Annotated in this window: 18 protein-coding genes; 9 read left to right on the top strand and 9 right to left on the bottom strand. The window is 70.9% G+C overall.

All coding sequences use genetic code 11. The features are described from left to right. The first annotated feature begins 90 nt into the window (after window positions 1-90). Genes JMF97_RS10630 through JMF97_RS10600 form a run of 7 tightly spaced genes read left to right on the top strand, consistent with a single transcriptional unit; the run spans window position 91 to window position 6,211 of the window. Window positions 91-831: a class II aldolase/adducin family protein gene (locus tag JMF97_RS10630; protein WP_203221388.1), complete on the top strand. Its 741-nt coding sequence runs from the start codon at window positions 91-93 to the stop codon at window positions 829-831. 45 nt (window positions 832-876) lie between these two features. Beyond that, the gene (locus JMF97_RS10625) at window positions 877-1,893 is read left to right on the top strand and encodes an ABC transporter substrate-binding protein (protein ID WP_203221387.1); all 1,017 of its coding nucleotides are present in this window, start codon (window positions 877-879) and stop codon (window positions 1,891-1,893) included. Further along, complete coding sequence (locus tag JMF97_RS31235) at window positions 1,890-2,705, top strand: ABC transporter permease (protein WP_203221386.1); 816 nt, start codon at window positions 1,890-1,892, stop codon at window positions 2,703-2,705. The genes JMF97_RS10625 and JMF97_RS31235 overlap by 4 nt, the downstream gene beginning before the upstream one ends. Then, entirely contained in the window at window positions 2,702-3,499 is a 798-nt protein-coding gene (locus tag JMF97_RS10615) for an ABC transporter permease (RefSeq protein ID WP_203221385.1), read from the top strand. The genes JMF97_RS31235 and JMF97_RS10615 overlap by 4 nt, the downstream gene beginning before the upstream one ends. Continuing rightward, on the top strand, window positions 3,496-4,296 hold the full coding sequence (locus tag JMF97_RS10610; RefSeq protein WP_307816859.1) for an ABC transporter ATP-binding protein: 801 nt from the start codon (window positions 3,496-3,498) through the stop codon (window positions 4,294-4,296). Before JMF97_RS10615 ends, JMF97_RS10610 begins: the two co-directional genes overlap by 4 nt. Further along, complete coding sequence (locus JMF97_RS10605) at window positions 4,293-5,228, top strand: MBL fold metallo-hydrolase (RefSeq protein WP_203221383.1); 936 nt, start codon at window positions 4,293-4,295, stop codon at window positions 5,226-5,228. The genes JMF97_RS10610 and JMF97_RS10605 overlap by 4 nt, the downstream gene beginning before the upstream one ends. Before the next feature lie 8 nt (window positions 5,229-5,236). Then, the gene (locus tag JMF97_RS10600; protein WP_203221382.1) at window positions 5,237-6,211 is read left to right on the top strand and encodes an amidohydrolase family protein; all 975 of its coding nucleotides are present in this window, start codon (window positions 5,237-5,239) and stop codon (window positions 6,209-6,211) included. On the opposite strand, the gene JMF97_RS32215 is transcribed toward JMF97_RS10600, so the two are convergent. The 6 genes from JMF97_RS32215 to JMF97_RS10580 all read right to left on the bottom strand — a co-directional run bounded on the left by JMF97_RS32215 (window position 6,097) and on the right by JMF97_RS10580 (window position 10,614). After that, window positions 6,097-6,354 carry a DUF6767 domain-containing protein gene (locus JMF97_RS32215; protein WP_368856431.1) on the bottom strand — a complete coding sequence of 86 codons (258 nt, stop codon included), beginning with the start codon at window positions 6,352-6,354 and terminating at the stop codon, window positions 6,097-6,099. The two genes, JMF97_RS10600 and JMF97_RS32215, sit on opposite strands and share 115 nt — an antisense overlap. Before the next feature lie 65 nt (window positions 6,355-6,419). Continuing rightward, a complete protein-coding gene (locus JMF97_RS10595; RefSeq protein WP_238359061.1) occupies window positions 6,420-8,864 on the bottom strand; it encodes a M14 family zinc carboxypeptidase in 2,445 nt (814 codons plus the stop codon). 122 nt (window positions 8,865-8,986) lie between these two features. Continuing rightward, window positions 8,987-9,067 carry a putative leader peptide gene (locus tag JMF97_RS32210; protein WP_350697899.1) on the bottom strand — a complete coding sequence of 27 codons (81 nt, stop codon included), beginning with the start codon at window positions 9,065-9,067 and terminating at the stop codon, window positions 8,987-8,989. A gap of 87 nt (window positions 9,068-9,154) precedes the next feature. Beyond that, window positions 9,155-9,880, bottom strand: coding sequence for a cation efflux transmembrane domain-containing protein (locus JMF97_RS10590; protein WP_203221380.1), 726 nt, complete (start codon window positions 9,878-9,880; stop codon window positions 9,155-9,157). Beyond that, the gene (locus tag JMF97_RS10585) at window positions 9,880-10,200 is read right to left on the bottom strand and encodes an ArsR/SmtB family transcription factor (protein WP_203221491.1); all 321 of its coding nucleotides are present in this window, start codon (window positions 10,198-10,200) and stop codon (window positions 9,880-9,882) included. The genes JMF97_RS10590 and JMF97_RS10585 overlap by 1 nt, the downstream gene beginning before the upstream one ends. A gap of 39 nt (window positions 10,201-10,239) precedes the next feature. Then, window positions 10,240-10,614, bottom strand: coding sequence for an ArsR/SmtB family transcription factor (locus JMF97_RS10580; RefSeq protein ID WP_203221379.1), 375 nt, complete (start codon window positions 10,612-10,614; stop codon window positions 10,240-10,242). A 38-nt stretch (window positions 10,615-10,652) separates the two neighbouring features. Between JMF97_RS10580 and JMF97_RS10575 the strand changes: the two genes are divergently transcribed. Beyond that, window positions 10,653-11,111 (top strand): SRPBCC family protein, encoded by a 459-nt coding sequence (locus JMF97_RS10575; RefSeq protein ID WP_203221378.1) that lies wholly within the window; start codon window positions 10,653-10,655, stop codon window positions 11,109-11,111. 59 nt (window positions 11,112-11,170) lie between these two features. Here JMF97_RS10575 and JMF97_RS10570 read toward each other — a convergent pair whose 3' ends face one another. Then, complete coding sequence (locus tag JMF97_RS10570; RefSeq protein WP_307816858.1) at window positions 11,171-13,993, bottom strand: M36 family metallopeptidase; 2,823 nt, start codon at window positions 13,991-13,993, stop codon at window positions 11,171-11,173. A 155-nt stretch (window positions 13,994-14,148) separates the two neighbouring features. Further along, window positions 14,149-16,965: a M36 family metallopeptidase gene (locus tag JMF97_RS10565; RefSeq protein ID WP_307816857.1), complete on the bottom strand. Its 2,817-nt coding sequence runs from the start codon at window positions 16,963-16,965 to the stop codon at window positions 14,149-14,151. Between the two features lie 241 nt (window positions 16,966-17,206). Between JMF97_RS10565 and JMF97_RS10560 the strand changes: the two genes are divergently transcribed. Beyond that, complete coding sequence (locus JMF97_RS10560; RefSeq protein WP_307816856.1) at window positions 17,207-17,692, top strand: SRPBCC family protein; 486 nt, start codon at window positions 17,207-17,209, stop codon at window positions 17,690-17,692. Here the strand turns inward: JMF97_RS10560 and JMF97_RS10555 are convergent. Further along, window positions 17,674-18,201 (bottom strand): DinB family protein, encoded by a 528-nt coding sequence (locus JMF97_RS10555; RefSeq protein WP_203221377.1) that lies wholly within the window; start codon window positions 18,199-18,201, stop codon window positions 17,674-17,676. The genes JMF97_RS10560 and JMF97_RS10555 overlap by 19 nt on opposite strands. Window positions 18,202-18,234: the final 33 nt, after the last annotated feature.

The following is an 18,234-nucleotide window of genomic DNA, read 5'->3' as shown; positions in this document are numbered from 1 at the left end:
CCGTGCCTGCGCGCGGCTACTCATCTCACGCGCCGCTCGGCGCGTGCATCCGGCACACCCATCGACACCCGAGCCTGCGAGGCCATCACCGTGCACACCCCCACGCCCTCGACACTGCGCAACGCCCCCTTCGGCGCCGACGAACTGGCCGCCGCGCGCACCGACCTGACCACCGGAATCAACCGGATCTTCGCCGCCTCGGCGATGTCCGCCAGCGGACACGGCAACATCAGCGTCCGCCTGCCCGGACACGACAACCTGCTCGCGGTCAACGCCGGCGAACTGCTGCGCCCCTGGCCGGCGAGCGACCTGCGGGTCGGCCTACCGGCGCTGCGCACGGTCAACGACGAGGTCGTCGTGGTCGACCTCGACGGCGAGGTGCGCTACGGCGCGCCCAGCCCGTCGGTGGCCGCCATCCTGAAGATGCACGTCGGCGTCTACCGCACCCGCAGGGACGTCAACGCGGTCATCCACACCCACTCGCCGCACGCGACCAGCTACGCCCTCGCCTCGGTCAGCCTCCCCGCCCGCTACGAAGCGCTGCTCGTGCACGGGCAGGCGGTCGACGTCCCGGTCGCGCCCTGGGCACCCCGCGGCACCGCCGAAGCGGTCCGCACCATCGCCGAGACCTACCAGGCCCACCCGCAGACGTACGGGGTGCTGCTCGGCAACCACGGCCTGCTCGTCGCCGGAGACGACGCGAAGCACGCCGCGAGCCTGGTGGTGGCGATCGAGGAGGCGGCCGAATCCAGCCTCGGCGCGCTCGCCCTCGGCGGTGTGACGCCCTTCCCGGACCACGTCAAGGACCTCGACCTGCGCCTGCGCTTCTGACCGGCGTCGACCAACCCCTCCACGACCTGAGAATCGAGATCAACCATGTTCCGCACGACCCGGATCACCGGTCACCCCAGCCTTCCCACCACGTTCCGCCGTGGCGCCGCGGGCCTGCTCGCCGCCGCGCTGCTCGGCGCCGCCGTGACCGGCTGCGGTTCGGACCAGGCCACCGGCGCCGCCGGTACGGACGACGGCCTGACCACCATCACCCTCGCCTCGTCACCGTTGGGCCACCTCGCCCCGATCTACCTCGCCGAGGACAAGGGCATCTTCGCCAGACACGGCCTGAAGGTCGAGGTGGACACCGAGACCTCCGACCTGACCTCCGTACCGTCGGTGCTCGCCGGCAAGGTCGACTTCGCCACCGGCGACCTCACCACCCTCATCGTGGCCCGCACCCAGGGCCTGGACGTCAAGGCCGTGGTGCCGGCGTCCGCCTCCACCGGCAAGGCCGGCGCCGACTACGGCGCGCTGGTGGTGGCCGCCGACTCCGGCATCACCAGCCCGAAACAGCTCGAAGGCAAGACCGTCGCGGTCAACATCCTGACCAACATCGCGGCTGCCGCCGCCCGGGAGGCGGTACGTGCCGACGGCGGCGACTCGGAATCACTGAAGCTGGTCGAGATCCCCTTCCCGCAGGTGCCCGCCGCCATCAGCGAGGGCCGGGTGGCCGGCGCGTGGGTGGTCGAGCCGTTCCTGTCCGCGGCCAAGGCGCAGGGCGCGGTGCCGATCGGCTGGGGCTTCACCGACCTGGCCGAAGACCTCACTGTCTCCGCCTGGTACACCTCCGGCGCCCTGGTCACGCGCAAGCCCGAGGTGGTCACCGCGTTCCGCACCGCGATCCGGGAGGCGTACGCGTACGCCCGGGAGCACGAGGACGAGGTCCGCGCGAAGATCCCCACCTTCACCCAGATCACCCCGGAGGTGGCCGGCAGGATCACCATCACCGGCTGGCGGGACGAGGTGAGCCGGCAGGCCGCCGAGAAGCTGGCCGGGTACGCCCGACGCGACGGCCTGATCAACACCACACCCGACCTCGACGAGCTGATCCTGCCGTGAACACCGGCGGTCGTACGCCCGCGTACACCCGGCAGCCGGTCGGCGCGACCGGCCGGCGGCTGCTCGGCATCCTCGGGCTGCTGCTCGCCGCGATCGGCTACGAGGCGGTGACCAGGGCGTTCTTCTCGCCGCTGCACGTGCCCCCGCTGACGGCCATCGTGCCGCGCGCCGCCGAACTGCTCACCGAGGCGCGCTTCTGGACCGCGACCGGCCGCACCCTGCTGGTCGCGGCGGTCGGCCTGCTGATCGCGCTGGTGGCCGGAGTCGTGGTCGGCTTCGCCGTCGGCTCGGTGCCGTGGCTGCTGCGGGCGGCCTCGTCCACCCTGGACTTCCTGCGCCCGGTGCCGTCGATCGTGCTGATCCCGGTGCTGGTGCTGGTGCTCGACGTCGCGCAGATCACCGTCCTGCTGGTCGCCGTCTCCTGCTTCTGGATCGTGCTGTTCCAGGTGCTCTACGGTCTGCGCGACGTCGACCAGGTGGCCGTGGACACCGCCCGCACCATCGGGATCGGCCGGCTGGGTCGGGTCGTCCACGTCACCTGGCCGAGCGTGCTTCCGTACCTCGGCACGGCGTTGCGGCTGATCGTCTCGGTGGCCCTCGCCCTCGCCATCACCGGCGGGCTGGTGATGGGCGCCGCCGGGCTCGGCGAGCTGATCTGGTCCAGCCAGGAGTCCGGCGAGTTCACCGGCATGTACGCGCTGGTGCTGCTGACCGGCGGGGTGGGCATCACCCTCGACGTGGCCGCCCGGCTGGCCGAGCGACGGCTGCTGCACTGGCACGTGGCGACCCGGCGTGAGGTGGCGGCCCGATGAAGGCAGCCGTCGTCGCCGGCCTGAACCGGGGTGCCCGCACCGTCGCTCTCGCCCTGGGCCTGCCGGTGCTGCTGTTCACCGCCTGGTGGGTGCTCAGCGCGGACAGCACCACCATCTTCCTGCCGCCGCTGAGCCGCATCGTCGAGGCGTTCGGTCAGGTGTGGTTCTCCGACGTGTTCTTCCGCGACGTGCTGCCCAGCCTGCGGCGGCTCGCTGTCGGATACGCGGCGGCGCTGCTGGTCGGCGTCGGCGTCGGCTACCTGGTCGGCCGTTGGTCGGTGGTACGCGACCTGACCAGCCCGATCCTCGCCTACTTCCGGGTGCTGCCCGCCCCGGTGCTGATCCCGGTGCTGCTCGTCGCCGTCGGCATCGGCGACGCCACCAAGCTGATCGTCATCGCGTCGGGCGCGGTCTGGCCCATCCTGCTCAACACCGCCGACGGGGTACGCGCTGTCGATGAGGTCCAACTCGACACCGCCGCCGCCTACCGGCTGCGGGCCTGGAGCCGGCACGGGCTGATCCTGCGCGCCGCCACCCCGCAGGTCTTCGCCGGGGCCCGGCAGGCCCTCGGCATCTCGCTCATCGTGATGGTGGTCAGCGAGATGCTGATGAGCACCGACGGGCTGGGCTTCACGGTGATCCGCTTCCAGCGCACCTTCGCCATCCCCGAGATGTGGAGCGGTGTGCTCCTGCTCGGCCTGCTCGGCTTCGGCCTGGCAAAAGTCTTCGAAATCATCGAGCGGCGTGCCCTGCGGTGGCATCGCGGCGCCACCGGACGAGAGGAGTCGTGGTGACCTCCGACGACGCCCTGCTGCGCATCGTCGACCTGGGCAAGTCCTACCGGGCGCGGGAACGCACCGTGCAGGCCCTGGCCCGGGTCGACCTGACCGTCGACGACGGCGAGTTCGTCGCCGTCGTCGGCCCCTCCGGCTGCGGCAAGACCACCCTGTTGAAGATCATCGCCGGGCTGCTGCCCGCCTCCACCGGGGACGTCTTCCTGGCCGGACGACAGGTCACCGAACCCCCCGCCGACCTGGGCGTGGTCTTCCAGGAGTACGGGCGCAGCCTGTTCGCCTGGAAGACCGTCCGGCAGAACGTCGAGCTGCCGCTGCGCAGCCGGGGTGTGGGCCGCGCCGAACGTCGCGAACTGGTCGCCGAGGCGCTCGACGCCGTCGGCCTGGGACCGGCCGCCGACGCGTACCCGTGGCAGCTCTCCGGTGGCATGCAGCAGCGGGTCGCCATCGCCCGGGCCGTCGCGTACCGGCCCCGGTTGCTGTTGATGGATGAGCCGTTCTCCGCCGTCGACGCCCAGACCCGCGCCGACCTGGAGGATCTGCTGGCCCGCCTCTGGCACCGGTACGCGATGACCGTCCTGTTCGTCACCCACGACATCGACGAGGCGGTCTACCTGGGCCAACGCGTGGTCGTCCTCGGTGCCTCACCGGCCGGGGTGATCGCCCAGTTCCCGATCGACCTGCCGGCCGAGCGCGACCAGCTCGGCACCCGCTCATCGGCCCGTTTCGGCGAACTGCGCGCCCAGGTCTACGCGCAGGTACGCCGCACACCGCAACTGGAAGAGGTGGCCCCATGACCAGCCCGCAGCCCGACACCACGCCCCGCTGGCAGGACACCGGCGGCGGCGACGGCCCGCTCTGGTCGTTTTCCGTCGGCGACGTCGAGGTGTTCCCGATCCGCGAGGTCGACTACTTCCCCCTCCCGACGGACTTCTTCCCCCAGCTGGCGACCGAGTCCTGGACCGACGGCGCGTTCTACACGGCCGAGCCCTGGACCCGTGACGGGCGGATCGTGCTCAACCAGGAGGCCCACCTGCTGAAGACCCGTGACCGGCTGATCCTGGTCGACGCCGGTGGCGGCAACGGCAAGCCGCGCAACGGCGGCGTGTTCGACCGCGCCGACCGGCCCTTCCTGGAACAGTTCGCGCGGGCCGGAGTCAGCGTCGACGACATCGACACGGTGGTCTTCACCCACCTGCACGTCGACCACGTCGGCTTCGCCACCAGCTCCGACGGCGCGGGTGGTTGGGTGCCCACCTTCCCCAACGCCCGCTACCTGGTCGTCCGCGAGGAGTACGACTGGTGGACCGGCCCCGAGGGCGCGGCGGCCATGGCCCGCACGGGTGACTACCTCGCCGACAGCATCCTGCCGTTGCGCGACGCCGGGGTGCTCGACCTGATTCCCGCCGATCACGTGATCAGCCCGGAGATCCATCTGGTGCCCGCGTTCGGGCACACCCCCGGCAACGTCTACCTGGTGGTCGAGTCGGCCGGTCGGCGGGCGTTGTTCGCCGGCGACATGCTGCACCACGGGGTGCAACTGGAACGTCCGGAGTGGAGCATCCGGTACTGCGTCGTGCCGGGCGACTCGGCCGACCAGCGCCGTCGCCTGCTGGAACGGGTCGCCGACTCCGGCGACCTGCTGGTGCCGACGCACTTCCCGTTCCCGGCCGCCGGATACGTGCACCGGGCCGAGCGCGGCTTCACGTACACCTTCGTCGACCTGTGATGCCGTCGATGTTCGTCGCCGACTTCCACACCCACTACGCCTGTCCGGCCTACCCGGCCCTGCCCCCGCACCAGGCCGCGCCCGAACTGGTGCGGCGCTGGCACAGGCTGGCCCGCCGCATCGCCGACCTGGACGGCCTGCTCGCCGAGGCCGGCCGGTGCGGCGTCGACCTGCGGGTGCTCAGCGCACCACCGGCCCTGGTCACCCCGTACGGCGAACGCACCCACCCGGACGACCTGCGTCGGCTCAACGACCATCTCGCCGAGGCGGTGGCGTCCGCACCGCAGCGGCTGCGGGGCCTGGCCACCGTCGACGCCTTCGCCGGTGACGCCGCCGCCGACGAGGCCGTCCGCGCCGTGCGGGAGCTGGGACTGTCCGGCCTGGTGGTCGACTGCGCCACGGACGGGCAACTGCTCGGCGCGGCGGCCGCCCGGCCCACCCTCACCGTCGCGGCGGAACTCGGCGTCCCGGTCTTCGCCCACCCGATCAGCCCGGCGGCGATGACCCTCGCCTTCGCCGGTCTCGACCGGTTCGGCACCTCACTGGCCCGCGGCACCATCAACGCCGCCGCGCTGCTGTCGCTGCTGACCGACGGGGTGCTGGCCGAACTGCCCGGGCTGCACGTGGTGTTCCCGATGCTCGGGGTGGCCGGCCTGGCGCTGGCCGCCGCGACGGACGAGGGGCAGCACATCACGGCCGCTGCCCCGGCGTCGCAGCGGGCCCACGTCTACCTGGACACGATGGGGTTCGTCCCGGCGGCGATCAGGTTCGCCACCGACCTGCTCGGCGCCGATCATGTGCTCGTCGGCGGGGACTGGCCGATCGGTGCGCGCGAGACCAGCCGCGAGCGGGTCGAGACGGCCCTGACTCAGGCCGGGCTCGACGAAGCGGAGCGCCGGCTGGTCGCCGGTGCCAACGCGCTGCGGCTGGTGGACGCCCGGTGCGTGCCGGCGCGCAACTCCTCGTCGGTCATCACCAGGTAGACCAGCGGGCAGTCCTGCGGCCCGGTCACGTCCAGCTGACACAGCGTGCACGGCTGCCCGGGGCGAAGCGGACACCTGGCATCCGGTCTACGGCCCGTCATGTCCCCATGATGTCCGCTGCCCACCCCCGGTGACCAGGCCATTCGGCCCCTCTTACGGGGGCGGCGACGCGGGCCCCGGCGAGATCGCCGGGGCCCGCGCTGTCAACTCACGGTTGCGCGGCCCACAGCAGGGCCCGGCCCAACTGCGGTTGCAGCCCCTTCGGGTGCAGCCGGAACGTCGGGTTGGTGCCGAAGAGCACCACCGGGTTGCCGCCGGCGCTCACGCTGCGCACGACGCTTGCCTGGTTCGCGGCAGCGCCCTGCCCGTTCGCCCCGGTGGTCGCCCACCAGCCGGCCAGCAGCGGATCCGCCGCGTACGACTGCTCCACGCTCACCCCGGCGCCGAGGTTGGTGAACCAGACCGGCTGGCTGATGAAGGCGTACGGGCTGGCGTCGGCGGTGACCGGACCACCCCGGTTCACCACGTTCGCCACCCCGCTGGCCAGCGACGGCCCGGCGGTGGCGGTGACGCTCAGCAGCGACGTGGCGTTGCCGAAGCTCGCCCCGGCGGTGCCGAGGCCGACCACGCCACCACCACGGGCCAGGAAGGCGTCCAGCGCCGCCCGGTTGGCCGTGGTCAGGTTCGCCACGTTGAGGTTGCCCGCCACCAGCAGCACGTCGACCTCGTCGGTAAGCGTGTCGGCGAGCGTGGCGGCGGTGACCGCCCGGGTCGCGAAGCCGAGGGCGGCCAGGGTGTCCCGTGCCTCGACACCACCCAGGTAGCCGACGACGATCTCGCCCAGCGGGGTGCCCCGCCAGCGGGCCGGGGCCCGCTCGAAGGTGACGCCGTGGGTGCGGACCGCGTCCTGGAGCAGCTTGCGGCTGCCCGGGGTGGCCTGCACCACCACCGACCCGTCGGCGAGCCGGTGCACCCGCAGACCCTTGCGGATCAGCGAGTTGACCACGAGCAGGTCGGCGGCGTCCTGGATGTCGAGCCGTACGTCGGTGTTGGCGGGCGGCAGGGTGCCGGTGGCCACCCCGTCGTACACCCGGGTCAGCTGCACCTTCGGCAGCTTCTTGTCCCACAGTGTGTCGACGGTGGCGCCCCAGGTCAGCCCCTGGCTCCAGGCCGCCGGACCGGCGTAGAGGTCGTCCACCCGGTCGGTCAGGTCGATGCCCGGCTCCAGCAGCGAGTTGACCAGGCCCCGCTTGGGCTGGTGCAGGTCGATGACGTAGGAGCCGGCCGGGTAGCTGGTGCCGTTGGCCCGGAAGGCGTGCTTGGCCCGCCACACCCGGCCACCGCTGCCGATGAGCAGGTCGACCAGGCGCGCGGCGGCCGGCTCGGACCGCTGCCCGGCACCGGTCGGGATCACGTACGCCCGGGGGAAGACCGTCTGGTAGTTGTCCTCCGGGCCCCAGCCCGGCACGTAGCCGTCGGGGATGTCCCGCAGCGGCTCACCGGCCCAGCCGCGCCGGTAGACCTCCGCCTGGTCGAAGATCAGCTGGTTCCGGTGGTCCTGGATGTAGCGCAGCGAGGACTTGATCGCCACCTCGTGCACGTCGGTGTTGATGCCCGAGCGCCGTACCCGCTCCTGCGGGGTCAGGTTGGTCCCGCGCGGGTTGAGCGGCGCCTCGATGGTGTACGGGATGCTGCTCTGCAACAACGCGAACGACGGCACGTAGATCGGCGGGAAGTCGTCCCACACCCCCGGCGCGTCGTCGCGGAACGGGATGCGGGCCCGCTGCGTCTCGGCGTAGCCCAGCGCCCGCAGGCCCTCCTCGATGCCGAGGGCGTTCGGCAGGGCGTGCTTGATGAACAGGTCGTACTCGTTGTTGACGTTGTGCGGCGGAGTGCTCGGGTGCAGCAGCGTCGGGTTGACGTAGCCGTGCAGGTCGAGCGTGATGATCGGCTTGGTGTCGATGATCAGCTCGCGGATCAGGTTCGTCTCCGGCTGCGAGACGATGGTCAGATCCCGGTTGAGGTCGTAGCCGTTGCCGTTGGCCCGGGTGCCGGCGATCCGGCCGTCCGGGTTGGCCGTCACGTTGAAGATCAGCCGGTTGCGTTCCAGCAGCCGGGTCACCTCGGGATCACGGCTGGTGGCGAACTCCTCGATGACCCGCAGCGCCGCGTCGGTGCCCTCCCACTCGTTGCCGTGGATGTTGGCGTTGACGAACAACGGCGTCTTGTACCCGGCCAGCAGCTTGCGGTCGGTGCGGGCCCGGACCGGGTCCTCCTCGATGAGGCGCTTCCACTCCTCCTGCTGGCGGGCCTGCTGCCGCGACTCCGGGGCGGTGACGACGACCGCGTACAGGTCGTAGCCGCCGCTGGAGGTGCCGGCCACCCGGGCGGAGACCCGGTTGCTGGCGGCCTGCAACGCGTTCAGCTTCGGCGCGATCTCGTGGTAGGGGACGACGCCGATCGGGATGGAGGCGTCGGCGGGGTTGGCCGGCCAGACCGGAAGCACGTTCTGCCGGGGGTAACCGGTGATCTGGTGGAGGCCGGGCGACGACGGGGGTACCGCCGGCAACGCCGAGGCGTTTGCCGGCGCGACCCAGGCCGCCGTACCCAGCAGGGCGAGGGTGAGCCCGGCGGTGGCCAGGCGTACGGACATGGTGTGCACGATGGACAGCTCTCCTGTCGGATGAAGCGAATGCCGTATACGGGCGTGCCGGTAGGGCCGGAGACCTACGGCAGGGGATCGCCCGTGCGGGCAGGAAGGGGGATGACCCGGCGTCAGCGGCAGGGTCGACAGGCAGCGCTGGCGACGCGCAGGAGGTCGATGTGACCTCGCTTCGTCAGGTAGGCGCTTCGCACGACAATGATCTTTATGGAGGCACGTCGGAGTGTCAAGAGCCATGAGCCGACAGTCACCGTACGGCGATGATCATCGGTGCTCTGTGGTCAGTCGTTTCCGCATCCGTCGGCGGCGCAGCCGCTGTCGGCGCAACCACCGGCCGGTTCGAGTTGACCGGTGATGACCGGGGTGCAGGAGCAGGCTCGGCCGCGAGCCGCGTCCCAGCCTTCCCGGACGGCGACCGCGGCGATCACGAGGGCGGCGACCGGGTCGGCCCACCACCAGCCGAACAGCGAGTTGACGGCCAGGCCGACGAGCAGCACCGCGGACAGGTACGTGCAGAGCAGGGTCTGCTTGGAGTCGGCGACCGCCGACACCGAACCCAGTTCACGTCCGGCCCGACGCTGGGTGAGGGAGAGAATCGGCATGATCGCCAGCGACAGCGCCGCCAGGGTCAGGCCGACCGTGGAGTGCTCCGGCTGGGTGCCGGCGAACAGCGCCCGCAGCGACTCGACGCTGACGTACGCGGCAAGGCCGAAGAACGAGACGGCGATGACCCGCAAGGCGGTCCGTTCCCGACGCCCGGGGTCGGCGGCGGTGAACTGCCAGGCGACGGCGGCGGCGGAGGCCACCTCCACGATCGAGTCGAGGCCGAAGCCGATCAGGGCCGTGGACGAGGCGATGGTGCCGGCGGCGATCGCGACGACCGCCTCGACGACGTTGTAGGTGATGGTCGCGGCGACCAGCCACCGGATCCGGCGGATCAGCACCGCCCGACGGTCGGCCGGTGGCCCGTCCACGACGGCCGGGACGATCGGCAGTGGGCTGGCCATCAGCAGCAACCGTCCGTGCCGGCCTGCGCGCAGGTCGTCGGATCCACGGCGAGGACGAGGTCGAGCAGGTCGCCGAGGGCGTGGGCGAGCCGTGGGTCGGCCAGTTCGTAACGGGAGCGACGGCCCTCCGGCACGGCCACGACCAGGCCGCAGCCGCGCAGGCAGGCCAGGTGGTTGGAGAGGTTCTGCCGGCTGGTGCCGAGCAGGTCGGCCAACTCGGCCGGGTAGCCGGGGCTCTCCCGTAGGGCGAGCAGCAGTCGGGCCCGGACCGGGTCGGACAGGGCATGCCCGAAGCGGGACAGGACGCCTCCGTGGGTCATGGTGCTCACCCGGCAGATAGTACAGCGCCCACTGAACTGTCAGGCGGTGGACCGCTGATCCGACGCCGGATCTTCGAGGGCGGATTTCAGAGCGGCGAGCTGGTCCACCGCCGCGCTGGCGTACGCCCCGATCCACCGGTCGTGGATGCGTTTGATCGGCAGCGGGTCGAGGTGGTTCCACCGCTCGCGCCCCTTGCGGTGGGCGATGACCAGCCCGGCGGCCTCCAGCACCCGTAGGTGTTGCAGCACCGTGGTCCGGTCCAGGGGCGCCAGCCGTTCGCACAGGTCGCCGGTGGTGCGGGCCTGGTCCTTGAGCAGGTCCAGGAGGTGCCGACGGGTCGGTGAGGCGAGCGCCTTGAACACCTCGTCCAGATCCTGGTCCGGGTTGTCGGGCTCGGCGCGACCGTCTGACATGTTATAAAAATACAACATGTCAGCGTGAGGAGATCAGCATGGACCTGCGGTTCAAGATCGCCGGCCGGATCAGCCGTCCGGTGCATGAGGTGTTCGAGGCCGTCGTCGACCCGGAGCAGCTCTCCCACTACTTCACCACCGGGGGAGCCAAGGGACGCCTGGCCGCCGGCGCCACCGTCAGCTGGGACTTCGCCGACTTCCCCGGAGCCTTCCCGGTCGAGGTCGTCGAGGTGCAGCAGGACCGACGGATCGTGCTGCGCTGGGCGGCCGACGACGGTGAGGAATCGACCGGGGCCTACCAGACGACCGTCACCATGGAGTTCGAGCCGCTGGGGGAGGACCGCACCCTGGTCACCATCGCCGAGGAGGGGTGGCGCCCCACCCCGCAGGGGCAGCGGGCGTCGTACGGCAACTGCGAGGGGTGGACGAACATGCTCTGCTGCCTCAAGGCGTGGCTGGAGCACGGCATCGAGCTGCGGACCGGCTTCTACGCCTGACCGATGCCGACCGGGGAGCGTTCCGTGGCTCGGAACGCTCCCCGGCTCTCGGTCAGGGGTTACCCGACGAACTTGAAGTAGGTGCGGTACTGGAACCCGTTGTCGAGGGTCAGCACGAACTCTCGGCAGGTGCCGGCCCAGGCGGGGTCGGTCTTCCAGACGTAGTTGTACCGACCGTTCGCGTTGGCGGACAGCTGGGAGTTGCCCGGGTTGACCGCCTTGACCGGGGTCGGTCGGGGCGTGACGGGCCCGTCCGGGTTGACGGTCTGCAGGGTGTCGCAGTCCACCAGCCGCGAGTACGGCGAGTTGCTGGCCAGGATGTTCAGGCCCCGGTTGCTGGCGAGCTGGAACTGCATCGGCGCAGCCGATCCGGCGGTGACGGTGTTCATCGCCGTACGACCGATGAAGTCACCCCGGCAGGACGGGTGGGTGTCGAACGCCTCGCTGTTGTCGTCGCGGTTCGTGGTGCCCTGCACCGCGCTGTAGCCCAGCCCCCGGCGGGCGAAGGACGCCCACAGGGTGCAGGAGTTCTCGCCACCGGTGAGGGCGGCGTCCGCGGCGATGATGGCGTTGCGGCCGGTGACGAAGCCGGGGCCGCAGCCCTGCATCTTCAACCCGTCCATCACCAGTTGCAGGGCGAGGTTGTTACCGCCGGTGTTCCACGGGTCGTAGACGTTCGGGTTGAACCCGTGCCGGTCGATCAGGTCCCAGGTCATGTCCCACAGCACGGCGGCCCAGCCGTGACCGATGCCGTGCGGCGCGGCCAGGGAGGTGCCGTTGAGCCAGCCACCGGTCTTGATGCTGTCGTAGGTGAACGGCTGGATGTCCATGTTCCGCGAGTACGGACGCGGCCGGAAACCGTCACCGGTACGGCTGTCCTGGAACAGCGCGTACTGGCCGTAGCCACGCGGGCCTTCGGGGTTGTCGAGGGAGGGGTTGATCAGCGAGACGATCGCGAGGAAGTCGCTCCAGCCCTCGCCCATCTGCTCGTTACCGGTCAGGCAGTTGACCGTCGGGCCACCGGTGAGCCGCAGCGAGACGCCGTGACCGTACTCGTGGAAGATGGTCTCCGCGCGGAACGAGGCGTCCCGCATGGCCGGGCGGTCCAGGTTGCGGTGCACCCGTGCGGAGGACGGCAGGGCGGCCTTGATGGCGTTGCCGTCGGCCTGGCTCACCATCACCGCGGGGATGCCGACCGCCGGGTTCATCGACCCGTTCATCACCACCGGGGCGCTGGCCACGTTGTTGACCACCACCACGGCGGCCGCGCCGGCCTGCTCGGCGTTGCTGACCTGGGTGTAGTAGTTGCAGCTGCTGCTGCGGTCGAGCACGGCGATCGCGCCGGCCGGCAGGCTGTACACGGTGCAGCCGTCGGCGGTGTTGCCGACACCGTCGTCGACGAGCGCCAGGGCACCGGCGAAGCCGGCGCGGGTGGGCGCGGGGGTGAAGCGGGCGTACTCCGCCTGGTAGGTGGCGGCGCCGGCACCCGACCCGACAGTCACCGCGTTGGGCAGGCCGAACTGGTTGCCCGGCCAGAGGAACATCTGCATCCGGGGCCGGCCGCCGTCCATCGCCGGCGTGGAGAAGTTCGCGTTGTTCTGGCCGGAGCCGTCGTGCGCCTCGCACATCACGTCGTCGCCGCCGACACCGCCACGTCCGTAGTTGTTGACCTGGAAGTTGCCGGACGGCTCGTCGAAGCCGTAGCCGTAGGTGAGGTCGTGGACGACGTTGCACCAGTAGAACTGGTTGACCACCGCGGCGTCGCGGTAGGTCTGCGGGTGCTCGTCCAGGTCGGCGGGGAAGTCGAAGGTCAGACCCGGCCCGCCGTCCGGGGAGCTGCCCGGGTCGACCTGGTTGTTGGCGTCCCGGTCGGTGTAGGCGTGAGCGTTGTTGCCGCGGGTGATGGTGTACTCGGGACCCGGCGCCCCGTCGGTGTCGTGCCAGCCGTACGGCGAGGCGGTCCCCTCGGCCGGGTTGGTCACCAGGTTGCGCGGTCCCTCGTTGGCGTCGTTCTTCGGGAATTCGAAGACCCGGTAGCTGGACCCGTCGAGGGCCTGGTTCCGCGGCAGGACGGTCGGGATCTCGATGTTCGGGGTGGCGACGGTGGCCGCCTGCTGCTCCGGTCGACCCAGCGTGGTGGCCAGGTCCTTCGGGCTGTCGTGGGTGGTCCAGTCGTCGCTGTCGAGCAGGTCGCCGGTCTCGGCGTCGACCGTGACGTTCCACAGGTGCGGGTCCGACGAGTCGTCGATGACGAGTTGCCAGGCCAGCCGCAGCCCGTCCTCGGTCGGCTGCCAGCCCAGCTTCGCCGGGATCGGCTGGTCGGAGATGCCGCTACCGGAGATCACGGTGCGCTGGGCGGCGCCACCGGCCCGGCTCATCACCCGTGGGCTCTTCGGTTCGGCCAGGTCGAGGGCGTCGGCGGCGGCCTGGACCGCCTCGACCGCGTCCAGCGACGCAACGCCTGCGGCGTTCTCCCGCAGGTCGGCCACCAGGCTGTCGCCGACGAAGACGACACTGCCGTCCTTGGCGAGGTTCACGGTGGCCGTGGCCCCGAACACCTCCAGGTTCTGGTACCGCTGGGCCAGGTTCACGTGCGTGACGCTGTTGTGCCGGCTGGTGTACTTCGACGCGACCGCGAGGTCGCTGAGATCGGCCGCGCCGACACCGTGCTGGGCCGGGTTCGCCCGCAGGTAGTTGACGGCGACGGTCTCCGGGGCGCCCTCGTTCGGGCCGGTGAGGAAGATCGGGTTCGAGGTACCCGCGTCCTCCTCGGGCGCCGCCGAGGCGGGCGCGGAAACCGATGTCAGGGACACGACGAGGGTGGTGGACAACACCAACGCGGCGTTGCGTCGACCACGAGATCTCCGGGGGGATGAGGACACCAAAGGCTCCTTCGCTGTACGGGGTACGGCGGCTTGTCACCGCGATTGACCGCGGCCGTGGTCAGCCACGGTGTCAGGGGCTGAACGCACCGGAGGGAGCGTTCCGTCGTGCGGGACGCTCCCTCCGGCTCTACTTCGGATCAGCTGCTAGGGCTTCAGCCGATGAACTTGAAGTAGGTGCGGTACTGGAATCCGTTGTCGAGGGTGAGCACGAACTCTCGGCAGGTGCCGGCCCAGGCGGGGTCGGTCTTCCAGACGTAGTTGTACCGACCCTTGGCGTTGACCGACATCTTCGAGTTCCCGGGGTTGACCGCCTTGACGGGGGTCGGCCGCGGGGTGATGGTGTCGTCCGGGTTGACGGTCTGCAGGGTGTCGCAGTCCACCAGCCGCGAGTACGGGGAGTTGCTGGCCAGGATGTCCAGGCCCCGGTTGCTGGCGAGCTGGAACTGCATCGGGGCAGCGTCACCGGCGTCCAGGGTGTTCATCCCCGAGCGGTTGAGGAAGTCACCGCGGCAGGACGGGTGGGTGTCGAACGCCTCGGTGTTGTCGTCGCGGTTGGTGGTGCCCTGCACGGCGCTGTAGCCGAGGCCCCGGCGGGCGAAGGACGCCCACAGGGTGCAGGAGTTCTCGCCACCGGTGAGGGCGGCGTCCGCGGCGATGATGCCGTTGCGGCCGGCGACCAGGCCGGGGCCGCAGCCCTGCATCTTGAGGCCGTCCATGACCAGCTGCAGCGACAGGTTGTTGCCGCCGGTGTTCCACGAGTCGTAGACGTTCGGGTTGAACCCGTGCCGGTCGATCAGGTCCCAGGTCATGTCCCACAGCACCGCGGCCCAGCCGTGACCGATGCCGTGCGGCGCCGCGAGGGAGGTGCCGTTCAGCCAGCCCCGGGTCTTGATGCTGTCGTAGGTGAACGGCTGGATCTCCATGTTCCGCGAGTACGGACGCGGCCGGATGCCGGCGCCGCTGCGGTCCTCCTGGAACAGGGCGTACGGACCCATGCCGCGCACCCCGTCGGCGGTGTCGACGCTCGGGTCCAGCAGCATGGTGACGGCGAAGTAGTCGCTCCAGCCCTCGCCCATCTGCTCGTTGCCGCTGAGGCAGTTGATGTTCGGACCACCGGTCAGGCGGTTGGAGATGCCGTGACCGTACTCGTGGATGATGATGCCGGCGTCGAAGTCACCGTCGCGGATGCCCGGGTGGCTCGGGTGCTTGCGCACCGAACCGGTGACGTCACCGGCGGCGATGGCGGCCTTGATGGCGTTGCCGTCGGCCTGGGTGACCGCGACGGCCGGGATGGCGACCGGCGTGCCGGTCATGGCGCCGGTCAGCACCGGGGCGGCCCCGGCGGCGTTGTGCGCCACCACGACGGCCTTGGCGCCGAGGGACTGGGCGACCTGGGTACGCAGCAGGTAGGTGCAGGCCGCGGTGCCGCCGTCGACGACCGCGATCCAGTTGCCGGCCGGCAGGTTGGCCGGGTAGGTGGCCGTGGTGCAGCCGGTGCCGCCGTAGACGTAGCGGTGACCCGGCAGGCCGGCCACCGTGGGGGCGGGGCTGAACCGCGACCAGCCGGCGTCGAACGAGCCCACGCCGTCCAGGACGACCTGGTTCTGGGCACCGAACTGGTTGCCCGGCCACAGGAACATCTGCATCCGCGGGGCGGCACCGTCGGCGGCCGGGGTGGAGAAGTTGGCGTTGTTCGTGCCGTTACCGTCGGCGGCCTCGGCCCGGACGTAGTCGCCGCCCACGCCGCCACGGCCGTAGTTGTTCATCTGGAAGTTGCCCGACGCCTCGTCGAACCCGTAACGGTGGGTGACGTCGTGGATGATGTTGTTCCAGTAGAACAGGTTCGCCGTCGCCGCGTCCCGGTAGTTCTGCGCGTGCTCGTTCAGGTCGACCGGGTTGTCGAAGGTCAGGCTCGACCCGCCGTCCGGGCTGCTGCCGAAGTCGGGGGCGTTGTTGCTGTCGGTGTCCTGGTACGCGTGGACGTTGTTGCCCTGGGTGGTGGTGTACTCCGCGCCCGGAGCACCGTCGGTGTCGTGCCAGCCGTACGGCGAGGCGACCCGGTCGGCCGGGTTGGTCACCACGGTGCGGGGGCCGTCGTTCGGGCTCTCGGCCGGTCCGGCGTACACCCGGTAGCTGGAGCCGTCCTGCACCGGCTCGTGGGTGTGGAACGCCGCGCTGTTCAGCGTCTTGGACCGGTTGGGGGCGAGGGCGTCCAGGTTGTCGGCGACCTCGTGGGCCTCGTGCTGGGTAGTCCAGTCGTCGACGTCGAGCAGCTCGCCGCTCTCCGCGTCGATGGTGGCGTTCCACAGGTGCGAGTCCGAGGAGTCGTCGATGACCAGCTGCCAGGCCAGGCGCAGCCCGTCCTCGGTCGGCTGCCAACCCAGCTTCGCCGGGATCGGCTCGTCGGAGATGCCGCTCTCCGACACCACGGTCTTCTGCGCCGCGCCACCGGCCCGGCTGAGGACCTTCGGGCTCTTCGGCGCGGCCAGATCCAGCGCGTCGGCGGCGGCCTCGACCGCGTCGACGGCGTTGAGGTCCGCCGTGCCGGAGGTGCCCTTGGCCAGGTCCGCGACCAGGGTGTCGCCGACCAGGATGACGCTGCCGTCCTTGGCGATGTTCACCGTGGCGGCGGCGCCGAACACTTCCAGGTTCTGGTGGCGCTGGGCCAGGTTGACGTGGGTGACGCCGTTGTGCCGGCTGGTGTAGCTGGACAGGATGCTCAGGTCGCTGAGATCCGCGGCGTTCACCCCGTACGCGGCGGCGTTGCCGCGTAGGTAGCGAATGGCGATGTCCTCGGCGGCGCCGTCGTTCGGGCCGGTCAGGAAGAGCGGGTTCGACTGGGCCGGGGCCTCCTCGGGCGCGGCCGAGGCGGGATTGGCGGCGAGTGTGGTCAGTGACGCGACGAGGGTGGTGGTGAGCACCACCCCTGCGGCGCGTCGGCCACGAGATCGTCGGGGCTGTAGGGGCACCTTTGCTCCTTTTGGGGGTTGAAAGGACAGCGCGGGCTCCGATCCACCACCGCCGAGGCGGTCCGTCACGGCTGTCCGCGACACTCGCCCGGCAGTCACGGTGTGTGACCAAGCCCGTGCGAGGTGAATCGCGTTGACGCTACGGCGCAGCTCACGGCCGGTCATCCGACGGTTGACCAAACATTTCGATGATTCGCTTATACAGATGTCGGTTCACGGTCGTCGATGGCAGGATGAGAGCGTGCTCGACAGCCCCACTCCCGAGATCGCTTTCGTGACAACCTTCCTGGTTTCCTCCTCTGTGGATCAGGTGTTCGCTCATCTGAGTGATCCACACAGCTACATCGGACTGTCGCCGTTGATCGTGGCGGTCGACGACGTGCGGACCAGCCGGGACGCCGAGGGGCGCACGGTGACCGACTACGTCGCGGTGGAGCGGTTCCGGTTCCTGCGCCTGCTGCGCTGGGACAACCGGATCCGGGTACGCATGGTCACCACCCGGCCGGGTGCCCAGCTGGTCAGCGACGTGGTCAGTCCCGCACGGGTGCGACTACGCGCGGCGGTGGACCTGACCGCGGCGGAGACCGGGACGCGGGTGCAGGAGCAGGTCACGGCCACCGCCCCGGCGCTGCTGCGGCGCTTCGTGGCCGGCCAGGCACGTCAGGTCGCGGCGTACCGGGCGGCCGAGTTGACCCGCCGGATGAACGGTCAGGCCGAGTCCGCCTGATGCAGGAGTCGGAGTTGACCGATCTCGGCGGCGTTCTTCATCAACTCGGCGTTGACCCAGGCCAGCAGATGGGCCACGGTGTGCTCCGGGTCGTACGGCCACGGGAACGGCGCGACCTGGTCGAGGTCGGCGTCGGTGAGCCGGTCCAGCACGTCGTGCCACTGCGTCCGTAGCTCGTCCAGCCACTCGATGGTGGGCGTACCGTCGCCGGGCCAGTGGATCTCGGTGCGCGCGCGTGGTGGCCGGCCCGTCAGGTGGTCGAGGGCGACGCTCCACCACCAGCCGATGTGCCAGGTGAGCCAGGCGACGGTGGGCACCGGCACCGGATCGGGCTCGGTGTCGGCCCAGTCCGGCACCCACCGGCCCGCCGCGTCCCGGCGCACCGTCCAGCAGTGCGCGACCGGCTCCCAGCGGAACTGCTCCGGCGTCAACCGCTGGAGGTGGTAGTCGAACAGCGACCAGGTCAGGTCGAACTGCCAGCGCAGCAGGTCACGACGCGAGGAGGACATCGCCGGATCATCGCATCCGAAGCCGTACCGGCC

Source organism: Micromonospora fiedleri (assembly GCF_016774385.1).
Lineage (GTDB): Bacteria > Actinomycetota > Actinomycetes > Mycobacteriales > Micromonosporaceae > Micromonospora > Micromonospora gifhornensis.
The sequence above is the reverse complement of the archived record's forward strand: the minus strand, read 5'-3'. Positions and strand labels throughout refer to the sequence as shown.